Origin of the sequence: Novosphingobium sp. B-7 (assembly GCF_000410615.1) — a bacterium.
GTDB lineage: Bacteria > Pseudomonadota > Alphaproteobacteria > Sphingomonadales > Sphingomonadaceae > Novosphingobium > Novosphingobium capsulatum.
Genome location: NZ_KE148441.1, coordinates 400 through 22,006, shown reverse-complemented (window position 1 = coordinate 22,006; position 21,607 = coordinate 400). Strand labels below are relative to the sequence as shown.

Genomic DNA, 21,607 nt, shown 5'->3' with positions numbered 1-21,607 from the left:
GGCTGGCTGTGGCAGCGGGCAGGGGGGGCGGCGCCGGCTTCCAAGGGCCGCGGCCCTGGCGCGGCTGGAACGTGCCGCCCTGACGCGGGGTGAACGCGGGACGTTCGCGCCGGGCAAAGGCCAGTTCGCCAAAGCGATCGAGCAGTTCGCGGCGATAGAGCGTCTTGATATCGGGGTGGGCGATCGTGTCGCAATGGGCCAGCAGGCGCGCCTTGAGTCCGGCCTTGTCCTCCGGCGTGGCCAGCGGCGAGGCATCACGCTCGCCTTCCCACAGCACATCGACCAGGCTGCGCGCGGTGCCGAGCAGATCGAGCATCGCCTCGCGGCCGCGTTTCTTGACCACGTCATCGGGGTCCATGCCATCGGGCAGGGTGACGATGCGCAGGCTGTGCCCAGGGCGCAGCAGGGGCAGGGCGCGCGTCACGGCCTTCATCGCCGCGCGCTGCCCGGCGGCATCGCCATCGAAACACAGCGTCGGGCATTCGGTCACGCGCCACAGCCGTTCGATCTGGTGCTCGGTCAGCGCCGTGCCCAGCGGGGCCACCGCCTCGGCAATGCCGGCGGCGGCCAGGGCGACCACGTCCATATAGCCCTCGACCACCACGATCCGGGCCGACGATCGCGCGGCCGGTGCGGCGCGGTGCAGGTTGTAGAGCGTGCGGCCCTTGTCAAACAATGGCGTATCGGGCGAATTGAGGTACTTGGGGGCGTCGGTCTTTTCGGCCGCGAGGATGCGTCCGCCAAAAGCGATGATCCGTCCACGCTGGTCGGCGATCGGCAGCATCAGCCGCCCGCGAAAGCGATCATAGGGCGTCTTGCCTTCCACCACGATCTGCAAGCCGGCCTCGATCAGCATGCTTTCGGGAAACTGGCCCAGCGCCTCTTTGAGCGCAGTGCGGCTGTCAGGGGCATAGCCAAAGCCGAATTCACGCGCGATGCGCTCGGGAAACCCGCGCGAGGCGAGGTAGGCCCGCGCCCGCTCGGCCTCTGGCGCTTTCAGGCTGGCCACGAAAAAGTCCTGCGCGGCCTGCATCACATCATGCAGCGACTTGGCCGCCTGCGCGCGCTGGGCGGCCTGGCGGTCCATCTCGGGCATGTCCATGCCGGCCTGCGCCGCCAGTTCCTTGACCGCCTCGATGAACGGCAGGCCCTGGTGATCGGTCATCCAGCGGATGACATCGCCATGCGCGCCGCAGCCAAAGCAATGGTAGAAGCCCTTTTCGTCGTTGATCGTGAAGCTGGGCGTCTTCTCGTTGTGGAACGGGCAGCACGCCTTGAACTCGCGCCCGGCCTTCTGCACGCGGATCGACCGCCCGATCACGCCCGAAAGCGAGACGCGATTGCGCAGTTCATCCAGCCATTGCGGGGTCAGGCTCAAACTCCCCTCCCGCTTGCGGGAGGGGCTGGGGGAGGGCGTGTTGCGTCAAAGCTCACCCTTCGCTCCCAATTCCTTTAAAGCACGGATCAATTCCAAGATAATCCCATCACGGTTGTTCATCACGTCGCCGTTCCAGAAGCGGACGACGGAGAAACCCTGGCTTTCCAGAAACGCTGTTCGCCGGGCATCATAGGCCTGCGCCGCCGCATGCGTGGCGCCGTCGATTTCGATGACCAGCCGATATTCCCGCGACACGAAATCGCATATGTACGGCCCGATGGGGAATTGCCGATTGAACCGCACGCCCAGCACTTGGCGGCTGCGCAAGGCCTGCCACAGGTGGCGTTCCGGTTCGGTGGCATTGTTGCGCAACTGGCGGGCGCGGGCGGTAGGGCGCTGGTCGCCCTTGTCGTTCGCGCGCTGCCAAGCTTGGTCCATCGGGGGAACATGCCCTCCCCCAGCCCCTCCCGCAAGCGGGAGGGGAGTTAAAAGAAGTTCCTACAGCGGGAGGCGGAGGCCTGACGCCAAAATCCCCCTCCCGCCTGCGGGACGGATTAGGGGAGGGCATGTTGCTTACGAAAGCGCCGCCTTCACCAGCCCGCTGGCCTTGCTCATATCGATCTGCGTGCCGTGGCGCGCTTTCAGTTCGGCCACCACGCGGCCCATGTCCTTCATGCCGGTGGCGCCAAGTTCGGCCTTGATGCCTTCGATCGCCGCCTTCACGTCGTCTTCGGAAAGCTGCGCGGGCAGGAATTCCTCGATCACGACCAGTTCGGCCTTTTCCACGTCGGCCAGTTCCTGGCGGCCGCCCTGCTCGAACAGGGTGATCGATTCGCGGCGCTGCTTGACCATCTTTTGCAGCACGTCGATCACCACGGCATCGTCGTCCGGCACCGTCTTTGCGGTGCGCAGTTCGATGTCCTTGTCCTTGAGCTTGGCCAGGATCAGGCGGACGGCGGCAAGGCGTCCCTTGTCTCCGGCTTTCATGGCAGCCACTTGCGCGGCCTTGATCGTGTCGCGGATCATGTCGTGTTTTTCCTGTGGGTGTTCGGGCCGCGCAGGGCGGCGCAAAGGATTCCTCCTAGGACAAACTTTCTTGAACCGCTAGGTTGACGCTGCGGCCATAGGAGCGTAGCGGCCGGGCCTTAGCAACATCGCCAGAACCCCTGCCAACGGAGCGCCCCCATAATGGCCGACCCCGCCCTTTCGCTTGCGTCCCAACCAGAAGGATCGACGGGTGTTCTCGTCCTTGCCGACGGTTCGGTCGCCTGGGGCCGAGGCTTTGGCGCCGTGGGTGAAGCCGTCGGCGAGGTGTGCTTCAACACCGCGATGACCGGCTACCAGGAAGTGATGACCGATCCGAGCTATGCATCGCAGATCGTCACGTTCACGTTCCCGCACATCGGCAATGTCGGCACCAATGCCGAAGACATGGAAAGCCATGGCGTGCCTGGCGCGGTCGGCTGCGTGGTGCGTGAAGACGTGACCGCGCCGGCCAACTTCCGCGCCCAGGGCACGTTCCAGCAGTGGATGGAGCGCCAGGGCCGCATTGGCCTGGCCGGCATCGATACCCGCGCGCTGACCCGCCGCATCCGTTTGTCGGGTGCGCCCAACGCGGTGATCGCGCACAACCCGGAAGGCCAGTTCGACCTGGAAGCCCTGCTGGAAAAGGCGCGCGCCTGGCAGGGGCTGGAAGGCCTTGACCTCGCCCGCGTGGTCAGCCGCGAGGCCCGCGAAGAATGGCAGGGTTCGGTCTGGCACCTGGGGCAGGGCTATACCCGCCCTGAAGGCACGGGCCGCCCGCACGTCGTCGCCATGGATTTCGGCGCCAAGGACAATATCTTCCGCAACCTGGTCAAGGCCGGGGCAGACGTGACCGTGGTGCCGGCGCAGACCGGGTTTGACGAGATCATGGCGCTCAAGCCGGCCGGCGTGTTCCTGTCCAATGGCCCGGGTGACCCGGCCGCGACCGGCGCCTATGCCGTGCCGGTGATCCAGCAACTGCTCGCGGCCGACGTGCCGATCTTCGGCATTTGCCTCGGGCACCAGATGCTCGGCCTGGCGGCCGGCGCCAAGACCACCAAGATGAACCAGGGCCATCGCGGCGCCAATCATCCGGTCAAGCGCAACGAAGACGGCGTGGTGGAAATCACCTCGATGAACCACGGCTTTGCCGTGGACAATGCGCCGGGTTCGCTGCCTGCCAACGTGATCGAAACCCACGTCTCGCTGTTCGATGGTTCCAACTGCGGGATCGCGATCACCGGCAAGAAGGCGTTCGGCGTGCAATACCACCCCGAAGCCTCACCCGGCCCACAGGACAGCTTCTATCTGTTTGAAAAGTTCGTGAGCATGCTGGGCTAATCGCCCAGCCATCGTTTCCGAACCCATTCGCCGTGCCCGGCACGGCTGACGCCAGAACAAAGACAAAGGCCCACCCATGCCCAAGCGCACTGACATCTCCTCGATCCTGATCATCGGCGCCGGGCCGATCATCATCGGCCAGGCTTGCGAGTTCGACTATTCGGGCACGCAGGCGGTCAAGGCGCTCAAGGAAGAGGGCTATCGCATCATCCTGGTCAATTCCAACCCGGCCACGATCATGACCGACCCGGAAATGGCCGACGCCACCTATGTGGAGCCGATCACGCCCGAAGTGGTGGCCAAGATCATCGCCAAGGAACGGCCCGATGCCGTGCTGCCGACGATGGGCGGGCAGACCGCGCTCAACACGGCGCTGGCCCTGGCCAATGACGGCACGCTGGAAAAGTATGGCGTGACGATGATCGGCGCCAACGCCGAGGCGATCGACAAGGCCGAAGACCGCCAGAAGTTCCGCGACGCGATGGACAAGATTGGGCTGGAATCGGCCCGGTCGGGCGTGGCCCACACCGTGGAAGAAGCACTCGCCGTGCTGGAAACCACTGGCCTGCCTTCGATCATCCGCCCCAGCTTTACCCTGGGTGGCACCGGCGGCGGCATTGCCTACAACAAGGACGAGTTCATCAAGATCGTCCGCGGTGGCCTGGAAGCATCGCCCACCACCGAAGTCCTGATCGAGGAATCGCTCCTCGGCTGGAAGGAATACGAGATGGAAGTCGTCCGTGACCGGAACGACAATTGCATCATCATCTGCTCGATCGAAAACGTCGATCCGATGGGCGTGCACACCGGCGACTCCATCACCGTGGCCCCGGCGCTGACGCTGACCGACAAGGAATACCAGATCATGCGCAATGCATCGATCGCGGTGCTTCGCGAGATCGGCGTGGAAACCGGCGGTTCCAACGTGCAGTTCGCGGTCAACCCCAAGGATGGGCGCCTGATCGTGATCGAGATGAACCCGCGCGTCTCGCGCTCCTCGGCGCTGGCGTCGAAGGCCACCGGCTTCCCGATCGCCAAGGTCGCGGCCAAGCTGGCGGTAGGCTATACCCTCGACGAGATCACCAATGACATCACCGGCGCCACGCCGGCGAGCTTTGAACCGACGATCGACTATGTCGTCACCAAGATCCCGCGCTTTGCCTTTGAAAAGTTCAAGGGTTCCGAACCGCTGCTGTCGACGGCGATGAAGTCGGTCGGCGAAGTCATGGCGATCGGCCGCAATCTCAAGGAATCGCTGCAGAAGGCCCTGCGCGGGCTGGAAACCGGCCTCGACGGCTTCAACCGCTATGACGCGCTGGAAGGCGCGACGCGCGACGAGATCAACGCCGCGCTCAGCCGCGCCACGCCCGAGCGCCTGCTCGTGGTCGGCCAGGCCTTCCGCGAAGGCTTCAGCGTCGAAGACGTCCACGCCGTGACCAAGTACGAACCCTGGTTCCTGCGCCACATCGCCGAAATCATCGCCGAGGAAGAGGCGGTGATCCAGCACGGCCTGCCGGTGACGGCCGAAGGCATGCGCCGGTTGAAGGGCATGGGCTTTTCCGACAAGCGCCTGGCCAAGCTGGCGGTGCGGTCGGCGGGCCTGGTCGGCAGCCCTAACCACGCCCGCTCGGGCCTGGTCCACGATGTGGTCTCGGCTATGGCTGGTGCCACCAGCGAGGCCGAAGTGCGCAAGCTGCGCCACAAGCTGGGCGTGCGCCCGGTGTTCAAGCGCATCGATAGCTGCGCCGCCGAATTCGAAGCGGTCACGCCCTATATGTATTCCACCTATGAAGGTGGCCTGTTTGGCGAGCCCGAAAACGAAGCCATGCCCAGCGATCGCCGCAAGATCGTGATCCTGGGTGGCGGGCCGAACCGTATCGGCCAGGGCATCGAGTTCGACTATTGTTGCTGCCACGCCTGCTTCGCGCTGGAAGACGCCGGGTTCGAGACCATCATGGTCAACTGCAACCCGGAAACCGTTTCCACCGACTATGACACCTCGGACCGCCTCTATTTCGAGCCGCTGACGGCGGAAGACGTGCTGGAAATCCTTGATGTCGAGCGCTCCACCGGGGAACTGGTCGGCGTGATCGTGCAGTTCGGCGGGCAGACCCCGCTCAAGCTGGCGCAGGCGCTGGAAGACGCCGGCATCCCGATCCTGGGCACCTCGCCCGATGCGATCGACCTGGCTGAAGACCGCGAGCGCTTTGCCGCGCTGGTCGAGCAGCTGGGCCTCAAGCAGCCGGCGAATGGCATCGCCCGCAGCCGCGACGAAGCCATCGCCGTGGCCAGCCGCATCGGCTATCCCGTGCTGATCCGCCCCAGCTACGTGCTGGGTGGCCGCGCCATGGAAATCGTCGACAGCCAGGCCCAGCTGGAAGACTACATCGCCACGGCGGTGCAGGTTTCCGGCGATAGCCCGGTCCTGATCGACCAGTACCTGCGCGATGCGATCGAATGCGATGTCGATGCGCTGGCCGATGGCGAAACCGTGCGCGTGGCTGGTGTGCTGCAGCACATCGAGGAAGCCGGCATCCATTCGGGTGACAGCGCCTGCACCCTGCCGCCCTATAACCTGCCGGCCGAAATCGTTGCCGAAATGGAGCGGCAGGCGGTTCTGCTGGCCCAGGCGCTGCAAGTGCGGGGCCTGATGAACATCCAGTTCGCGGTCAAGGATGGCGATGTTTACCTGATCGAAGTGAACCCGCGCGCCAGCCGCACCGTGCCGTTCGTGGCCAAGGCCGTGGGCCAGCCCATTGCCAAGTATGCCGCCCGCGTGATGGCCGGCGAACGCCTGGCCGATCTGCCCGAAATCCGCCGCGACATCGATTACATGGCGGTGAAGGAAGCGGTGTTCCCGTTTGCGCGCTTCCCCGGCGTCGATCCGGTGCTCTCGCCGGAAATGAAGTCGACCGGCGAAGTCATGGGTATCGACGAAAATTTCGGCATGGCTTTCGCCAAGGCGCAGCTGGGCGCCAGCACCCGCCTGCCGCAGGGCGGCACGCTGTTCGTCTCGGTCAAGGATACCGACAAGCCGGTGGTTCTGCCGGGCGTGCGCAAGCTGGCGGCGATGGGCTTCAAGATTGTCGCCACTGGCGGCACTGCCCGCTACCTGGCTGACAACGGCGTGAACGTGGAACAGGTCAACAAGGTGGCCGAAGGCCGCCCGCACATCGTCGATCGCATCATCGATGGCGAGATTGCCCTTATTTTCAACACGACCGAAGGCTGGCAAAGCCACAAGGACTCCGCTTCGATCCGTGCGTCGGCGCTCAATGGCAGGGTTCCCTACTTCACCACAGCCACCGCATCGGTGGCTGCGGCAGAGGCGATCGAGGCTTTGCGCAGTGCCGAACTTGAAGTGAAGTCGCTGCAAGACTATTATCGTTGATCGTCCAAGGGTTCCCCTCCCACAGCGTTGCCCATCGCGGCTGAACGTGGCCAGGCTGGTTTCCAGCCCGGCGGGGGAACGGTTTTCCCTCGAACCCATTGGGCCAGGGAATTGAAAGAGAAGGATTACGGATGGCCAGTGTTGAAAAGCTGCCGATGCTCCAGGAAGGCTATGAAAAGCTGACTGCCGAGCTCAAGCTGCTGCGCGAGGAGCGTCCCCGGATCGTAGACGCCATCGAGGAAGCACGCGCCCACGGCGATCTTTCCGAAAATGCCGAATACCATGCCGCCAAGGAACGCCAGGGGCAGGTTGAAGCGACGATCGCCGATCTGGAAGACAAGATCAGCCGCGCGCACATCATCGATCCCACCACCCTGTCGGGTGACCGCATCGTGTTTGGCGCCACGGTGACGCTGCTCGATGATGATGAAAAGCCGGTGCGCTACCAGATCGTGGGCCAGGCCGAGGCCGACGCGAAGCGTGGCCGCATCAGCTACAATTCGCCGCTCGGCCGCGCGCTGATCGGTCGCAAGGTGGACGAGGAAATCGAAGTCACGGTTCCCTCGGGCGACAAGTTCTACCTGGTGCAGAAGATCGAGTTCATCTGAACCGATCCTGCGCAAAGCCATCAAAAAGCCCCCGGAAACTGCTGTTTCCGGGGGCTTTTTGCATTAGCGCGATGTCGCTGCGATCAGGCGTCGCTTTGCGCCGGATCGAGCAGCTTGTGGAGGTGGACCACCACATAGCGCATTTCGGCATCGTCAACGGTGCGCTGCGCTGCCGAACGCCAGGCTTCTTCGGCCGCGGCGTAATCGGCATAGACACCGACGAGATCGATGGCTTTGAGATCGACGAAATCGAGCGTCTGCGGGTCTTTCACCCGGCCGCCCATCACGAGATGGAGTTTCTGCATTGTGGCCCTTCCCTGGGAGGATGCCAAAAGCCGATGGCAAACTGTGCGGCTTTGCGCAAGACCCGTGCGCGGCTGCACATTTGCAACCTGCGCACGGGCATTTGCGCAAAACGGCGCTGAGGGCAGGGTGGGCGTGCTCAGCGCTTGAGGCGGGCGGCCAGTTCGCTGGCCTTCGCCAGCGCCACGTCGGCCGCCTCGCGTGCGGCGTTGGCAGCCACTTCGGCCAGATCGGTCGCCTTCTTGCGTGCTTCGCCGGCACCCTCGGCCAGCTTGCCGCTGGCCTCGCTGCCGATGTCTTCCAGCTTGTGCACGCCTTCGCGGCCGGCATCGGCCGCCTTGGCAGCATAGGCAAGGGCGATCTCTGCCGCCAGCGTCGCCAGCGTGCTGGCTTTCTTGCTGAGCCCGGCAGCGACCTGCTCGGCCGGTTCGGCCAGGCTGGCAAAGGTTGAGGCGGCAGTCGGCTTGCGGCTGCGGGTGGCCAACTTGCCCACCACCAAGCCTAGCGCGATGCCGCCGGCCAGTGCCGCCAGCGGATGCTGCTCCACCACCTGGCGTACGGTGCTGCCCACTTCCGCAGCTTTGGCGCGGGCCTGGGACACGCGATCGCTCGCCTGGTTGCTATCGTCGTCCTGTGCCGGCACTACCGGGGGCAGTTCGGGCGTCTGCTTCGTGTCGTCGCTCACCATAATCCTCCAGTTTTGCGCCCCCACTTGCGATTTTCGCGCTTGCCGAACCATCCGCTCGGCCGCTTGTCCCACAGCCATTGGCCAAGGGCCGTCAGCGGCTCGCGCAAGGTCCAGCCTGCGAGCACCACCAGGGTAATGATCAGCGCCGGTGCAGTGTCCTTGATCACCGTGCCGGCGCCATCGATGGCTTCCACCATTTCGTCGATCAGGCGATCACGCAGTCGCTGCCCCAGGGGGCGCGCGGCCAAGTCATCCTTGAGACCGACAAGTTCCGATCGCATGTCTTGCCAGGCCTGCGCGCGCGCCTGGGCGGCGGCCAGCAGGGTTTCCTCGGCGCTCATGCCGCTGTTTCCTGCATGGCGTTCTCCTGCTCTACGGCAGCAACCACTGCCGCTTCTGCCCGGGTGGGCTTACCCAGCACCGTATCGCGCGCATCGCGAAACGCGCGCACGGCGGCGCGGAAGCACAGGCCGCTGAGCAGCATGAGGCCCAGGCCGACCACGGCCAGCGCCCCCCAGGCCGTCAACAGTGGCGCCAGCGCAATGAGAAGGCCCACCACCAGCGCCACCAGGGTCAAGCCGCCGAACGCGCCAGCCAGGAGCAGATAGACGGCCACGCGTTTGCCCCGGCTCCAGCCAAAGCCAACGCGCGCCTTCTGATAGGCCATCTCGGCGCCGAGAACGGCTTCACCCTGGCGGAACAGCGCTTCGAGTCGCGCGGCCAGCGGCGTGGCCTCGCTGCTGTCAGGCATCCGTGCTGTCGCCACCGCGGAACAGGCGCGCCAGCACGAAGCCGGTCACGGCCGCGATGCCAAGCGCGGTGGCCGGGCTCTTGCGCACGAAGGTCTTCACGTCTTCACCCAGTTCGGCAAAGTCCTTGGATGCGAGCTTGTCGGCGGTGTCTTCCACGCTCTTGCCAGCGGTGCGGGCATAGTCGCCATACTTGACGCCAAGCTTTTCATCGATCGCCTCGGCCGAACCGGCAATGGCCTTGCCCACGGCTGCAAGCGCTTCGCTGGCCTTGGCCTTGCCATCGTGCGCCAGATCGGCGCCCTTGTCCTTGGCCTGCGCGGCCAGGGCCTTGGCCTCGTCAGACCACTGCGCGGCGGTGTCGCTGGCCTTGTCCTTGTAGACCTGGCTCTTTTCCATTGCCTCGGCCTTGAGCGTTTCGGCGCTGCTGCGTGCTTCGTCCACGGCCTGGGCAAAGCGGGTCTTGGCCTTTTCGGCCAGATCGCGTGCCGTGGCGGCCAGGTCGTGCGCCTTCACGTCGACGGCATCGGCCGCCTTGGTGCCGGCATCCACCAGATCGGCGCCGGCATCCTTGATGGCAGCTTCGGTTTCGTTGGTTTCAGGTGCGGTGTCGGCCATGAGAATCCCTTTCTCTTTCGACAAATTCGTATGCCACAATCGTATGCCCTGCATGGGCCATGGATCGGGCGGCGTTCAGGTGTTGCACTGCGGCATTATTTGCCGCTCTACGCCATCTTGCAAGCCAACGCCGCTTGCTTGCCAAGGTTCCACCCGATAGGAGCCCGGCAGGCCGGTGAAGTCCAGAGAAACTTGCCCTGGATAGTTACACCGTCGTTCGCTGCTGGAAGCAGGCCCACTGGGGGCCGGCCACCGAAAGCCAAGGGAAGCCGATCATGACCGCGATCATCGATATTCACGCCCGCGAAATTCTCGACAGCCGGGGCAATCCCACCGTCGAAGTCGACGTTCTCCTTGACGATGGCTCGTTCGGCCGTGCCGCCGTGCCGTCAGGCGCCTCGACTGGCGCGCACGAAGCAGTCGAACTGCGTGATGGCGACAAGAGCCGCTATCTGGGCAAGGGCGTGACCAAGGCGGTCGACGCCGTCAACGACGAGATCAGCGAAGTCCTGCTCGGCCTCGACGCCGAAGACCAGCGCGACATCGACATGGCGATGATCGAACTGGACGGCACCGAGAACAAGGGCCGTATCGGCGCCAACGCCATTCTCGGCACCTCGCTCGCCGTGGCCAAGGCCGCTGCCGATGCGCGTGGCCTGCCGCTCTATTCCTATGTTGGCGGCGTGTCCTCGCATGTGCTGCCGGTGCCGATGATGAACATCATCAACGGCGGCGAACATGCCGACAACCCGATCGATTTCCAGGAATTCATGATCATGCCGGTGGGCGCGCCCACCCTGGCCGAAGCCGTGCGTTGGGGCGCGGAAGTGTTCCACACCCTCAAGAAGGGCCTCAAGGACAAGGGCCTGGCCACCGCCGTGGGCGACGAAGGCGGCTTTGCCCCCAACCTTGCCAGCACGCGCGATGCGCTCGATTTCGTGATGGCCTCGATTGAAAAGGCCGGGTTCAAGCCGGGCGAAGACATGGTCCTGGCGCTGGACTGCGCCAGCACCGAATTCTTCCGCAACGGCAAGTATGAAATCAGCGGCGAAGGCCTCTCGCTCAGCCCCGATGCCATGGCCGATTACCTGGCCGCGCTGTGCGATGCCTATCCCATCCTCTCGATCGAAGACGGCATGGCCGAAGACGATTTCGAAGGTTGGGCCGCGCTCACCAGCAAGATTGGCAAGCGCGTGCAGCTGGTCGGCGACGACCTGTTCGTGACCAACCCCAAGCGCCTGGAAATGGGCATTGGCAAGGGGCTGGCCAACTCGTTGCTGGTCAAGGTCAACCAGATCGGCACGCTCACCGAAACGCTCGAAGCCGTCAGCATCGCGCAGCGCGCAGGCTATACCGCGGTGATGAGCCACCGTTCGGGCGAAACCGAAGACGCAACCATTGCCGACTTGGCAGTGGCCACCAACTGCGGCCAGATCAAGACCGGCTCGCTCGCCCGTTCCGACCGGCTTGCCAAGTACAACCAGCTGATCCGTATCGAGGAAGAGCTGGGCCAGGCCGCGCGCTATGCCGGCCGTGGCGCGTTCGGGCGCCTCGCCTGATCCCAAAATAAAGCCCTCTCCCCAGTGGGGAGAGGGTTGGGTGAGGGGGTGTTGGAATGTCGTTCGGAACATTCCCTCCCCCAGCCCCTCCCGCAAGCGTGAGGGGAGTTTAGAAGAAAGCCCCTCCCGCAAGCGGGAGGGGAGTTTAGAAGAAAGCCCCTCCCGCAAGCGGGAGGGGAGATCAGGTGTGATCAGTCACCCCACTTCTTCTTGAGATCGTATAGCGCGATAGCCGCCTTGGCCGCTTCGCCACCTTTGTCCTTCTGCGCCGGATCGGCGCGCACCAGGGCCTGCGCTTCGTTCTCGACCGTCAGGATGCCATTGCCGATCGGCAGGCCGTCCATGGTCAGCGCCATGATACCGCGCGCGCTTTCACCCGCCACGATTTCAAAGTGATAGGTCTCGCCGCGGATCACGACGCCGATGGCGATATAGCCATCATAGCTGCCGTCCTGGTCGGCCAGCGCAATGGCTGCGGGGATTTCCAGCGCACCGGGAACGGTGACGACATCGGCCTTGTGGCCGGCGGCCTTGAGCGCGGCGCGGGCGCCGGCGATGAGCTGGTCGTTGAGATGCGCGTAGAACCGGGCTTCAACGATGAGGAACTTGGCCAAGAAACTTACTCCGCTGGAATCGGACGCTCGCCCACGATGTTGAGGCCATAGCCTTCGATCGCGATCGGCGTGTGGTGGGAATTGGACAGCAAGACCAGGTCGTGGATGCCAAGATCGGCCAGGATCTGGGCGCCGATACCATAGGCGCGCAGGTCCATGTCCTGGCCCGGCGTAGCGCCGCGCACGGGATCGCTGTCTGCGGTCGGGAACAGCAGCACGATCACGCCGGCCCCAGCGCGGCCGATTTCGGTCATTGCGCGCTGCAGGGTGCGCTTGCGCGCGCCGGCCCGGCCCAGCAGATCGTCAAAGGCCGAAAAGGCATGGACGCGCGCCAGCGTGGGCGTGCCGGGAATGACCTGGCCTTTCTGCAGGACCAGGCTTTCGGTGCCATCCACCTTGTTGCGATAGGTCAGCACGCGCCAGTCGCCGCCATAGTCAGACGTGAACGGCACTTCGGCCACCTTCTGCACCAGATGGTCATGCCGGCGGCGATATTCGATCAGATCGCGGATCGTGCCGATCTTGAGGCCGTGGCGCCGGGCAAATGGAACGAGATCGTCCATTCTGGCCATGGTGCCATCGTCCTTCATGATCTCGCAGATCACACCCGAGGGGTTGAGGCCGGCCAGCCGCGAGATATCGACCGCCGCTTCGGTATGGCCGGTGCGCACCAGCACGCCTCCATCGCGTGCGATCAGCGGAAAGACATGGCCGGGCGTGACGATGTCATGGCGGCCCTTGGCCGGATCGATCGCCACGGTAACGGTGCGGGCGCGATCATGCGCGGAAATGCCCGTGGTCACGCCTTCGCGCGCCTCGATCGAAACGGTGAACGCGGTTTCGTGGCGCGTGCCGTTGTTGCGGCTCATCAGTTCGAGGCCAAGTTCCTCGACGCGCGCGCGGGTCAGCGTCAGGCAGATCAGCCCGCGCCCGTGGGTGGCCATGAAGTTGATTGCGTCGGGCGTGGCCATCTGGCCGGGGATGACCAGATCGCCTTCGTTTTCACGGTCTTCATCATCCACCAGAATGAACATGCGCCCGTTGCGCGCTTCCTCGATAATCTCTTCGATCGGCACGATGGCGGGGCTGTCGTCGCCCTCGGTCAACACCCGCTCCAGCTTGGCCAGCGTGTCGGCAGTGGGATTCCAACTGGACGAGGTGCATTCGCGCAGGGTGTTGGCGTGCAGGCCGGCGGCGCGGGCAAGCCCTGCGCGCGACATGCCGCCTTCGGTCACCAGCTTGCGGACGCGTTCGATGAGTTCGTTTGACATGCACCTGCATTGTCACATCGAAATGTGATATGCAAGAGGGTGTATCACATTGCTGTGTGAGTATTGGTCAGCCTTGCGGCACGACCAGAACCGTGATGGTGCTGGTGGCGTTGCCAACGATCTGGACGACATGGTCGCCCGGTTGCAGCGCGAAATCGATGATCTTGCGAATGCCGCTGCAATCCGGCCCATGCCCGTGCGCGGTGGTGGGCAGTGCAGCCCCGGCCGAGACCAGATCGACCCAGGCGGCGGAACTGAGTGCAACGCGATAGGTGCCCGCAGTGGTGACGTGCAGGGCAACCATTCCGCCGAAGGTGCCCGGAGCCGCAGGCTTTTGCGGCGGCAAGGCATAGTGCACTTCCGCCATGGGGTGCAGCGTCAGCGCTTCCGCTTCCCCCGGCGCAATCTTGGTCATGGCGAGGCCAGGGCGATCGGTGGCGCTTTCCAGCGTCGTGGCATTGCTCCATGCGGCAAAGGCCGGGGGCAGGGCGGCTGGTGTGGCGGGGCAGGCAGGCGCGCTGCTTGGCGCCATGGGCTGCTGCGCGAACGCGCTGCCTGCCGATGAGGCGGCGAGGACGGCCAGCGCCGAAGCGGCCAGGCGGCGGAACGGAAGGCTGGACGCGCGCATAAAGATCCTCGCTTATGATGATGTTTCTGCATGCATAGCATGCGGCAGACGGAGATGGCCATGGTGCCGCTTGCGGTCTTCGCGCGTTGTGGCCGCGCGGGCATATGGACAGTGCTTGGCGTGCGGCCCAAAGAGCGCCCACGGCATGGCGCGTGATGGAGGCAGGTGATGGAGTTCGATTTTTCCCAGGTCGCGGCGGGCGATCGCTACAAGCTCATGAGCGCCTCGATCACGCCGCGCCCGATCGCCTGGATTACCAGCCGCTCTGCCGCCGGAGTGACCAATGCCGCGCCGTTCAGCTTTTTCAACATGGTCGCCGCCGATCCGCCGCTCCTGACGATCGGGTTCCTGCGCCAGGCCGATGGCCGCCACAAGGATACACCTGCCAATATCCTGGAAACGAAGGAATTCGTTGTAAACCTGGTGTCAGAACATGACGCAGAAGCGATGAACTTTACCTGCATCGATGCCCCGCCCGAATTCGATGAGGCCGCCCACGCCGCCCTGTCGCTGGCGCCGTCGAGCGTGGTTGCGCCCGATCGCATCGCCACGGCCCCGGTGTCGATGGAATGCCGGCTCTATCAGGCGATCGAGGCGGGACAGAGCACGATCGTGCTGGGCGAAGTGGTGCGTTTCCATATCCAGGACCACTTCATCGACGCCGATCGTCTCTACGTCGATACCATGGCCATGGGGCTGATCGCGCGCATGCACGGGGCGTGGTACAGCCGCAGCGATACCTCGTTCCAGCTGACGCGGCCGCGCTATGCCGATTGGCTGGCAGAAAAGAATGACGATTGATTGACGGGATTCGTGTGAAACTGTTGCAATGCGATGACCATTTCGCCGCATTGCAATATGCAACCAAGATCGTTGCATATGTTTCTTTTGTATTCAAAAATATCACAATAAATCAACGGTATATACCGAATAGCTGTAGCAAATCTGGCATATTTGCGCCTTATCCGGCCACGGTTTCAAGGAGGCAATATGACCGAACAAAAATACCGCCTGGCGGCCCACGCCAGCGCCACCGTGCTTGCCCTGGCAAGCTTGGGCCTGGCCGCGCCGGCGCTGGCCCAGTCCACCGGCAGCATGGACTTCGGCAACCAGATCGTGGTGACCGGCACGGCCCAGAAGGGCATCGTCGGCGTCGCCAATCCCGATACCAGCAAGGCCTCGGCCATTCTCAGCCAGGCCTGGATCGAACGGCAGACGCCCGGCCAGTCGATCAACGACATGATCAATTACCTGCCCGGCGTCAGCTTCCAGAACAACGATCCCTATGGCGGCAGCGGCGGCACGCTGATGATCCGCGGCTTTGATGCCACGCGCATTTCCGAAACCATCGATGGCGTGACGCTGAACGATGATGGCAACTATGCGCTCTATTCGGGTGAGCTGCTCGATTCCGAAGTGATCGATCAGGTCGCGGTCAATTTCGGCACGACCGACGTCGATAGCCCGACCTCGTCGGCCTCAGGCTCGACCATCAACATCCGTTCGCACAAGCCGACCGAGGATTTCCACCTCAAGGCATCGGGCGCGATGGGCACCGACAATTACTATCGCGTGATGGGCATGGTCGATAGCGGCGCGATCGGGCCGGCTGGCACGCGCCTCTATGGCGAATACAGCCACTCGCACAACGATTCGCCGTTCAACAACTATGGCAAGGTGCGGCGCGAGCAGGCCAACGGCGGGATCTATCAGCCGCTTGGCGCCAATGGCGATTTCCTGTCGCTGACCGGCACGTATGTGGGCACCGAAAACAACTTCTCGGGCTCGGTCCCGCTGTCGAACGTGCCGCTGACGGCCGACACCGGCGTTGGTTTCACCTATTTCCCGACCAGCTTCAAGAACGGCTATTACCACTATGCGCCGTGCACCACGGCGGCGGCCAATGCCGGCACGGCCGACAATGCCAACACCTGCGGTTCGGCCTATGACTATCGCGTCAACCCGGCGCAGTTGCTCAACCTGCGCGGCAGCGCGCGCCTGACGCTGGCGCCGGGCCTGGTGTGGACGATCGACCCCAGCTATCAGTCGACCAAGGCCAATGGCGGCGGCACTGTGGTCGCTTCCGAAGGCACGTCGGCCGGGATGACCGGCTATGTCAACGGCAGCTATTACCTGGGTGAGGATCTCAACGGCGACGGCGATACGCTGGACAAGGTGCGCCTGCTGGCGCCCAGCCAGACGACCACCCACCGCATCGCGCTGACCACCTCAATGCGCTATGACATCGACAGCCGCCAGGCCGTGCGCATTGCCTATGCCTTTGCCCGCTCGGTCATTTCGCAGACCGGCGAACTCGGCATGCTCAACAGCGATGGCTCGCCCGTGCTGATCTCGCCGGTCAACGATCCGCTCACCGATGGCGCGGGCAACGTGGTGGAAAAGCGCGACACGCGCTCGATCGCGTTGCTCAACCAGGTTTCGGCCGAATATCGCGGCAGCTTCATGGGCAACCGCCTGAAAGTGAATGCTGGCCTGCGCGCGCCGTTCATGCACCGCGACCTGACCAACGACTGCTTCACCCGCAGCAGCAGCGGCGGCGTAAGCTGCGTGTTCGGCGCATCGGCGGCAACCTATGCCGCAGCCAACCCCAGCGCGGTTTCGCCGCAACGCCGCACCTATAACTACAATGCCGTGCTGCCCAGCCTGGGCGTGACCTATGACCTGCCCAGCGCCGGCCAGATCTTCTTCAATTACTCCAAGGGCATGTCCGTCCCGCAGACGACCTCGCTCTATCAGTCGTTCTACTTTGCCAATGGCAGCAATGCCGGCCTGGTGGACCCGGAAAAGACCGACAACTTCGACCTGGGCTTCCGCCGCACCAGCGGCCCGCTCCAGGCACAGGCAGACCTGTGGTACACCCACTTCACCAACCGCCTGGGCACGGCCTATCAGCCTGACGCCAACACCGCGATCTACACCAACCTGGGCACCGTCGATCGCTATGGTATCGATGCCAACGTGTCGTACCGCTTCACCTCGCACGTGAGCGGCTATGTCTTTGGCTCGTGGCTGCATTCGCGGATCAAGGACAATGTCGATTCGCCCACCGGCGAACTGGCCACCGCTGGCAAGTTCGAATCCGCCGTGCCGATCACCACGGTTGGCGCGCGCCTGGCGGGCAATTTCCAGCCCTTCACCCTGGGCGTTCAGGTCAAGCGCACCGGTCCGCGCTATGTCAACGATCAGAACACGCCCTATTACCTCGCGGGTACGACCACGGTGGCCTATGGCGCCAAGACGCCGTCCTACACCCTTGTCGATCTCGATGCGCGCGTGGCGCTGGGCGCGGTCGGTCTCAACGACCGGTCCTATCTCCAGCTCAACGTGACCAACCTATTCAACCAGTATTACGCGGGCGGGTTCTCGGGCACGTTCAACAACCAGGTGAGCTATACCGGTAGCTATACCAATGTGCAGATCGGTGCCCCGCGCGCCGCGATTGCCACGCTGGTTCTGGCTTACTGATCAGCCACGCGGCTGAAAAGGGAAGGGGTGGCGCGCCGGGGAGGGCACGCCACCCCTTTTTCCTTGCGTCTTTTCCGGCGCTTGGTCGTATCATGGGGTATGACCGAGAAAGCCTGCACCATTCACCGCCTGCATCCCGCCCATCGGGATGACATCGGCGATCTTGTCACCCGCCGCCCTCTGCCGGGGCCCGCGCTCGATCATCTCGGCGCGTTCCTGTTCCTCAACCACCATGGGCCGCAGGTCTATCCTTCGCCCAACCGGGGCCTGCCATTCGGGCCGCATCCGCATCGCGGCTTCGAAACGATCACCTTCATCCTCACCGGCGAGTTGACCCACCGCGACACCGGCGGCCACGAAAGCACGATCCACGCCGGCGGGGTGCAGTGGATGACGGCCGGCAGCGGCCTGATCCATGCCGAAATCTCGTCAGACGATTTCAAGCGCCGGGGCGGGGCGGTGGAAATCCTACAGTTGTGGGTCAATCTGCCGGCCCGCCTCAAGATGACCGCGCCGCGCTATACCGGGGTGCAGGCCGATGGCGTGCCGGCGTTGACCGAAGACGCCGGGCGCGTGCGCGTGCATCTGGTTTCGGGCACACGCGGTGGAGCCACAGGGCCAGTCGCATCGTTGACCGGCGTGTTCATGAGCTTTGCCGCGCTCGATGCTGGCGGCACGCTGGTGGCCGAGGGGCTGCAGGGGCGCGACGTGTTCCTCTATGTCGTGCGCGGCAGCGTGGCCGTGGCCGGTACGGTGGCGCCAGCCTTCAACCTGGTGGAATTGACGCCGGGCGACCGCCTCGAACTGGTGGCGCAGGAGGACAGTGTGATCCTGCTGGGTCATGCCGATCCGATCGACGAGCCGATCGTGTCGCACGGGCCCTTCGTGATGAACAGCGTGGCCGAAATCCACCAGGCCTATGCCGATTTCCAGGCTGGCAAGTTCGGCACGATGGGCTGAAACGCTCGGCTAGGTACGGGGCTTCGACAAGCTCAGCCCGAACGGCTCACTATCCTTCTTCGGAGCAGGGGAAATCCGCAAATTCCCCGTTCGCCCTGAGCCTGTCGAAGGGCTCTGCGCTACGCCGTGCCGTCAGTGCCTTTACGCTGACACATGGCCATCCTTGATCGAGGCCAAAGCCGCCCCTGGCAGTTCATGCCATTCTCCATGTCATTGGCGAAACATGGAGAATGGCAATGGCCGAAACGATGAAAGCCGCCGTGGTGCATGCCTTTGGGCAACCGCTGACGATCGAGCGCGTGCCCATCCCGCAGCCCGGCCCTGGCCAGGTGCTGGTGCGGATTGCGACCTGCGGGGTGTGCCACACCGATTTGCACGCCGCCTGTGGCGATTGGCCGGTCAAGCCCCAGCCTCCGTTCATTCCCGGGCACGAGGGCGTGGGCCACGTCGTGGCCGTGGGGCCGGGCGTGGTGGGTGTGAAGGAAGGCGATTGCGTGGGCGTGCCCTGGCTGCATTCGGCCTGCGGCCATTGCCCGCATTGCCTGGGTGGCTGGGAAACGCTGTGCCACGAGCAGCAGAACACCGGCTATTCGGTCAACGGCGGCTTTGCCGAATATGCCCTGGCCGATGCCGCCTATGTCGGCCACATTCCTGCCGGGCTCGATCTCGTCGAGGTCGCCCCGATCCTGTGCGCCGGGGTCACGGTCTACAAGGGCCTCAAGATGACCGATACCAAGCCGGGTGACTGGGTGGCCATTTCGGGCATCGGCGGGCTGGGCCACATGGCGGTGCAATATGCCAAGGCCATGGGCCGCAAGGTGATCGCGGTGGATGTGGACGAGGCGAAGCTCGATCTTGCCCGCCGGCTGGGCGCAGAGCTTACCGTCAACGCCGTGCAGGACGATGCCGCTGCGTTCGTTCAGGCGCATTGTGGCGGCGCGCAAGGCGTGCTGGTTACGGCCGTATCGCGCAAGGCGTTCGAACAGGCCCTGGGCATGGCCGCGCGCGGCGGCACCGTGGTGTTGACGGGCTTGCCACCGGGCGATTTTCCGCTGTCGATCTTCAATACCGTGCTGGGCGGCATCACCGTGCGCGGCTCGATCGTGGGCACGCGGCTCGACCTGATCGAGGCGCTGGACTTTGCCGCCGCAGGCAAGGTGCGCGCGACGGTGGAAACGGTGAAGCTGGAGGATATCAACGCCACATTCGAACGGATGACCGCCGGCACCATCGAAGGGCGCGTGGTGCTCGATCTGCGATAAGGGGGATGACGCTGGTGCGTCTGCTGCCAAGTAACGGTGGTGGACGCACTAGGGCTCGAACCTAGGACCCGCTGATTAAGAGTCAGCTGCTCTACCAACTGAGCTATGCGTCCGTGCCGGTTGTGGCAGGCCGGTGGGTGGCACCGGAAGAAGGGATGGTGGACGCACTAGGGCTCGAACCTAGGACCCGCTGATTAAGAGTCAGCTGCTCTACCAACTGAGCTATGCGTCCGTGCCGGTTGTGGCAGGCCGGTGGGTGGCACCGGAAGAAGGATGGTGGACGCACTAGGGCTCGAACCTAGGACCCGCTGATTAAGAGTCAGCTGCTCTACCAACTGAGCTATGCGTCCGTGCCGGTTGTGGCAGGCCGGTGGGTGGCACCGGAAGAAGGGATGGTGGACGCACTAGGGCTCGAACCTAGGACCCGCTGATTAAGAGTCAGCTGCTCTACCAACTGAGCTATGCGTCCGTGCCGGTTGTGGCAGGCCGGTGGGTGGCACCGGAAGAAGGGATGGTGGACGCACTAGGGCTCGAACCTAGGACCCGCTGATTAAGAGTCAGCTGCTCTACCAACTGAGCTATGCGTCCGTGCCGGTTGTGGCAGGCCGGTGGGTGGCACCGGAAGAAGGGATGGTGGACGCACTAGGGCTCGAACCTAGGACCCGCTGATTAAGAGTCAGCTGCTCTACCAACTGAGCTATGCGTCCACACCTGCTGTTCGGGCAGGCCGGTGTTGGTGCACCGGAAGTAGGATGGTGGACGCACTAGGGCTCGAACCTAGGACCCGCTGATTAGGAGTCAGCTGCTCTACCAACTGAGCTATGCGTCCGGGCTCCCGAGCGACCGTCGCCGCCCGGGAGCGGCCCCAATAGCGATTTCTCCGCCCCTGCCAAGCCCCAATTTCAACTTTTTTAGGAAAGACCTGTGGAACTCCGCCGGCTCCACCGATCGACCGCCATGATCGTGCCGATGCAGATCATGTTGGTCATCATCGACGAGCCGCCGTGGCTCAGGAACGGCAAGGGAATGCCCACTACGGGCGCCAGGCCCATGACCATCATCATGTTGATGCAGGCATAGAAAAAGATCGTCGCGGTCATCCCCGCGGCCAGCAGGCGGGAAAACCGGTCAGGCGCGTTCATCGCCACTTTCAGGCCCCAGCGCATGATGAGACCGAACACCAGCAGCACGAACAGGCCGCCCAGCATGCCCCATTCTTCGGCCATGGTGGCAAAGACGAAGTCGGTGTGGGCTTCGGGCAAGTAATCGAGATGGCTTTGCGAGCCATTGCCGAAACCCTTGCCGAAAAATCCGCCCGAACCGATCGCGATCTTGGACTGCGTGATGTGATAGCCCGACCCCAGCGGATCGCTTTCCGGGTCCATGAACACCAGCACGCGCTTGCGCTGGTAATCGTGCAGGGCAAAGAAGAACGCCAGCGGCGCGATGACCGCCCCCGCGCCACCTGCACCCAGGAACCAGCGCAGCGGCAGGCCGGCCAGGAACATCACCACCACCCCGCCAAAGCAGATGGCAAGCGCGGTACCCAGATCAGGCTGGAGCATGACGAAAGCGGCGGGGAAGCCAAGCAGGCCCATGGCCGGCGCTACGGCGCGCCAGCTGCGCGTTTCGCCCGTCGGCAGCACGCTGTAGAACCAGGCGAGCACCAGCACGATGCCCGGCTTCATCAGTTCCGAGGGTTGCAGCGTCATGAACCCGAGGTTGAGC

General features: G+C 64.2%; 20 protein-coding genes and 7 tRNA genes. 8 read left to right on the top strand and 19 right to left on the bottom strand.

The genetic code is table 11. The features are described from left to right. The 3 genes from dnaG to H926_RS0119490 all read right to left on the bottom strand — a co-directional run. Positions 1-1,378, bottom strand: a 1,378-nt coding sequence (gene dnaG / locus H926_RS0119500; protein ID WP_022677781.1) for a DNA primase, incomplete at its 3' end; no start/stop codon positions are given. A 45-nt stretch (positions 1,379-1,423) separates the two neighbouring features. Further along, complete coding sequence (locus H926_RS0119495; protein WP_022677780.1) at positions 1,424-1,816, bottom strand: endonuclease domain-containing protein; 393 nt, start codon at positions 1,814-1,816, stop codon at positions 1,424-1,426. Between the two features lie 135 nt (positions 1,817-1,951). Continuing rightward, positions 1,952-2,404: a GatB/YqeY domain-containing protein gene (locus tag H926_RS0119490; RefSeq protein WP_022677779.1), complete on the bottom strand. Its 453-nt coding sequence runs from the start codon at positions 2,402-2,404 to the stop codon at positions 1,952-1,954. A gap of 162 nt (positions 2,405-2,566) precedes the next feature. Between H926_RS0119490 and carA the strand changes: the two genes are divergently transcribed. The 3 genes from carA to greA all read left to right on the top strand — a co-directional run bounded on the left by carA (position 2,567) and on the right by greA (position 7,741). Beyond that, the gene (gene carA, locus H926_RS0119485) at positions 2,567-3,742 is read left to right on the top strand and encodes a glutamine-hydrolyzing carbamoyl-phosphate synthase small subunit (protein WP_022677778.1); all 1,176 of its coding nucleotides are present in this window, start codon (positions 2,567-2,569) and stop codon (positions 3,740-3,742) included. Between the two features lie 76 nt (positions 3,743-3,818). Continuing rightward, positions 3,819-7,133, top strand: coding sequence for a carbamoyl-phosphate synthase large subunit (gene carB, locus H926_RS0119480; RefSeq protein ID WP_022677777.1), 3,315 nt, complete (start codon positions 3,819-3,821; stop codon positions 7,131-7,133). Between the two features lie 131 nt (positions 7,134-7,264). Further along, positions 7,265-7,741 carry a transcription elongation factor GreA gene (greA, locus tag H926_RS0119475; protein ID WP_022677776.1) on the top strand — a complete coding sequence of 159 codons (477 nt, stop codon included), beginning with the start codon at positions 7,265-7,267 and terminating at the stop codon, positions 7,739-7,741. An 83-nt stretch (positions 7,742-7,824) separates the two neighbouring features. Here the strand turns inward: greA and H926_RS0119470 are convergent, their stop codons facing one another. The 5 genes from H926_RS0119470 to H926_RS0119450 form a co-directional block, all read right to left on the bottom strand. Continuing rightward, positions 7,825-8,046: a DUF4170 domain-containing protein gene (locus tag H926_RS0119470; protein ID WP_022677775.1), complete on the bottom strand. Its 222-nt coding sequence runs from the start codon at positions 8,044-8,046 to the stop codon at positions 7,825-7,827. A 137-nt stretch (positions 8,047-8,183) separates the two neighbouring features. Beyond that, the gene (locus tag H926_RS29075; protein ID WP_148291813.1) at positions 8,184-8,729 is read right to left on the bottom strand and encodes a hypothetical protein; all 546 of its coding nucleotides are present in this window, start codon (positions 8,727-8,729) and stop codon (positions 8,184-8,186) included. Then, positions 8,726-9,073 (bottom strand): hypothetical protein, encoded by a 348-nt coding sequence (locus H926_RS0119460; protein WP_022677773.1) that lies wholly within the window; start codon positions 9,071-9,073, stop codon positions 8,726-8,728. The genes H926_RS29075 and H926_RS0119460 overlap by 4 nt, the downstream gene beginning before the upstream one ends. Continuing rightward, positions 9,070-9,483: a hypothetical protein gene (locus H926_RS31075; RefSeq protein ID WP_022677772.1), complete on the bottom strand. Its 414-nt coding sequence runs from the start codon at positions 9,481-9,483 to the stop codon at positions 9,070-9,072. Before H926_RS31075 ends, H926_RS0119460 begins: the two co-directional genes overlap by 4 nt. After that, on the bottom strand, positions 9,476-10,099 hold the full coding sequence (locus H926_RS0119450) for a hypothetical protein (protein WP_022677771.1): 624 nt from the start codon (positions 10,097-10,099) through the stop codon (positions 9,476-9,478). Before H926_RS0119450 ends, H926_RS31075 begins: the two co-directional genes overlap by 8 nt. Positions 10,100-10,374: 275 nt before the next feature. Here H926_RS0119450 and eno point away from each other — a divergent pair, with 275 nt between their 5' ends. Beyond that, on the top strand, positions 10,375-11,658 hold the full coding sequence (gene eno, locus H926_RS0119440; protein WP_022677770.1) for a phosphopyruvate hydratase: 1,284 nt from the start codon (positions 10,375-10,377) through the stop codon (positions 11,656-11,658). A gap of 191 nt (positions 11,659-11,849) precedes the next feature. On the opposite strand, the gene ribH is transcribed toward eno, so the two are convergent. The 3 genes from ribH to H926_RS0119425 all read right to left on the bottom strand — a co-directional run bounded on the left by ribH (position 11,850) and on the right by H926_RS0119425 (position 14,171). Continuing rightward, positions 11,850-12,272 carry a 6,7-dimethyl-8-ribityllumazine synthase gene (gene ribH / locus H926_RS0119435; protein WP_022677769.1) on the bottom strand — a complete coding sequence of 141 codons (423 nt, stop codon included), beginning with the start codon at positions 12,270-12,272 and terminating at the stop codon, positions 11,850-11,852. 5 nt (positions 12,273-12,277) lie between these two features. After that, a complete protein-coding gene (ribB, locus tag H926_RS0119430) occupies positions 12,278-13,543 on the bottom strand; it encodes a 3,4-dihydroxy-2-butanone-4-phosphate synthase (protein ID WP_022677768.1) in 1,266 nt (421 codons plus the stop codon). 67 nt (positions 13,544-13,610) lie between these two features. After that, positions 13,611-14,171 (bottom strand): hypothetical protein, encoded by a 561-nt coding sequence (locus H926_RS0119425; RefSeq protein ID WP_022677767.1) that lies wholly within the window; start codon positions 14,169-14,171, stop codon positions 13,611-13,613. A gap of 168 nt (positions 14,172-14,339) precedes the next feature. Between H926_RS0119425 and H926_RS0119420 the strand changes: the two genes are divergently transcribed. The 4 genes from H926_RS0119420 (at position 14,340) to adhP (ending at position 19,879) form a co-directional block, all read left to right on the top strand. Beyond that, entirely contained in the window at positions 14,340-14,972 is a 633-nt protein-coding gene (locus tag H926_RS0119420; RefSeq protein ID WP_022677766.1) for a flavin reductase family protein, read from the top strand. A gap of 189 nt (positions 14,973-15,161) precedes the next feature. Next, a complete protein-coding gene (locus H926_RS0119415) occupies positions 15,162-17,657 on the top strand; it encodes a TonB-dependent receptor (RefSeq protein ID WP_022677765.1) in 2,496 nt (831 codons plus the stop codon). A 99-nt stretch (positions 17,658-17,756) separates the two neighbouring features. Next, on the top strand, positions 17,757-18,617 hold the full coding sequence (locus H926_RS0119410) for a pirin family protein (protein WP_022677764.1): 861 nt from the start codon (positions 17,757-17,759) through the stop codon (positions 18,615-18,617). A gap of 236 nt (positions 18,618-18,853) precedes the next feature. Then, on the top strand, positions 18,854-19,879 hold the full coding sequence (adhP, locus tag H926_RS0119405) for an alcohol dehydrogenase AdhP (RefSeq protein ID WP_022677763.1): 1,026 nt from the start codon (positions 18,854-18,856) through the stop codon (positions 19,877-19,879). A 37-nt stretch (positions 19,880-19,916) separates the two neighbouring features. On the opposite strand, the gene H926_RS0119400 is transcribed toward adhP, so the two are convergent. The 8 genes from H926_RS0119400 to rodA all read right to left on the bottom strand — a co-directional run. After that, a tRNA-Lys gene (locus H926_RS0119400) sits at positions 19,917-19,992 on the bottom strand. 43 nt (positions 19,993-20,035) lie between these two features. Further along, positions 20,036-20,111: transfer RNA gene (locus H926_RS0119395), tRNA-Lys, on the bottom strand. Between the two features lie 42 nt (positions 20,112-20,153). Continuing rightward, positions 20,154-20,229: transfer RNA gene (locus tag H926_RS0119390), tRNA-Lys, on the bottom strand. 43 nt (positions 20,230-20,272) lie between these two features. Further along, positions 20,273-20,348 (bottom strand) — tRNA-Lys (locus H926_RS0119385). 43 nt (positions 20,349-20,391) lie between these two features. Continuing rightward, positions 20,392-20,467 (bottom strand) — tRNA-Lys (locus tag H926_RS0119380). Positions 20,468-20,510: 43 nt separating this feature from the next. Further along, a tRNA-Lys gene (locus H926_RS0119375) sits at positions 20,511-20,586 on the bottom strand. A gap of 46 nt (positions 20,587-20,632) precedes the next feature. After that, positions 20,633-20,708 (bottom strand) — tRNA-Arg (locus tag H926_RS0119370). 82 nt (positions 20,709-20,790) lie between these two features. Continuing rightward, the coding region (rodA, locus tag H926_RS29065) for a rod shape-determining protein RodA (protein WP_237741111.1) at positions 20,791-21,607 on the bottom strand (817 nt) is incomplete at its 5' end.

What these genes read in the sequence shown, in the direction of transcription:
- H926_RS0119425 (WP_022677767.1), bottom strand. Translation starts at nt 14,171, where the DNA reads ATGCGCGCGTCCAGCCTTCCGTTCCGCCGCCTGGCCGCTTCGGCGCTG.
- H926_RS0119410 (WP_022677764.1), top strand. Translation starts at nt 17,757, where the DNA reads ATGACCGAGAAAGCCTGCACCATTCACCGCCTGCATCCCGCCCATCGG.
- greA (WP_022677776.1), top strand. Translation starts at nt 7,265, where the DNA reads ATGGCCAGTGTTGAAAAGCTGCCGATGCTCCAGGAAGGCTATGAAAAG.
- H926_RS0119450 (WP_022677771.1), bottom strand. Translation starts at nt 10,099, where the DNA reads ATGGCCGACACCGCACCTGAAACCAACGAAACCGAAGCTGCCATCAAG.
- H926_RS0119415 (WP_022677765.1), top strand. Translation starts at nt 15,162, where the DNA reads ATGACCGAACAAAAATACCGCCTGGCGGCCCACGCCAGCGCCACCGTG.
- H926_RS31075 (WP_022677772.1), bottom strand. Translation starts at nt 9,483, where the DNA reads ATGCCTGACAGCAGCGAGGCCACGCCGCTGGCCGCGCGACTCGAAGCG.
- carB (WP_022677777.1), top strand. Translation starts at nt 3,819, where the DNA reads ATGCCCAAGCGCACTGACATCTCCTCGATCCTGATCATCGGCGCCGGG.
- H926_RS0119495 (WP_022677780.1), bottom strand. Translation starts at nt 1,816, where the DNA reads ATGGACCAAGCTTGGCAGCGCGCGAACGACAAGGGCGACCAGCGCCCT.
- H926_RS0119490 (WP_022677779.1), bottom strand. Translation starts at nt 2,404, where the DNA reads ATGATCCGCGACACGATCAAGGCCGCGCAAGTGGCTGCCATGAAAGCC.
- H926_RS0119470 (WP_022677775.1), bottom strand. Translation starts at nt 8,046, where the DNA reads ATGCAGAAACTCCATCTCGTGATGGGCGGCCGGGTGAAAGACCCGCAG.
- eno (WP_022677770.1), top strand. Translation starts at nt 10,375, where the DNA reads ATGACCGCGATCATCGATATTCACGCCCGCGAAATTCTCGACAGCCGG.
- H926_RS0119460 (WP_022677773.1), bottom strand. Translation starts at nt 9,073, where the DNA reads ATGAGCGCCGAGGAAACCCTGCTGGCCGCCGCCCAGGCGCGCGCGCAG.
- adhP (WP_022677763.1), top strand. Translation starts at nt 18,854, where the DNA reads ATGGCCGAAACGATGAAAGCCGCCGTGGTGCATGCCTTTGGGCAACCG.
- ribB (WP_022677768.1), bottom strand. Translation starts at nt 13,543, where the DNA reads ATGTCAAACGAACTCATCGAACGCGTCCGCAAGCTGGTGACCGAAGGC.
- H926_RS0119420 (WP_022677766.1), top strand. Translation starts at nt 14,340, where the DNA reads ATGGAGTTCGATTTTTCCCAGGTCGCGGCGGGCGATCGCTACAAGCTC.
- carA (WP_022677778.1), top strand. Translation starts at nt 2,567, where the DNA reads ATGGCCGACCCCGCCCTTTCGCTTGCGTCCCAACCAGAAGGATCGACG.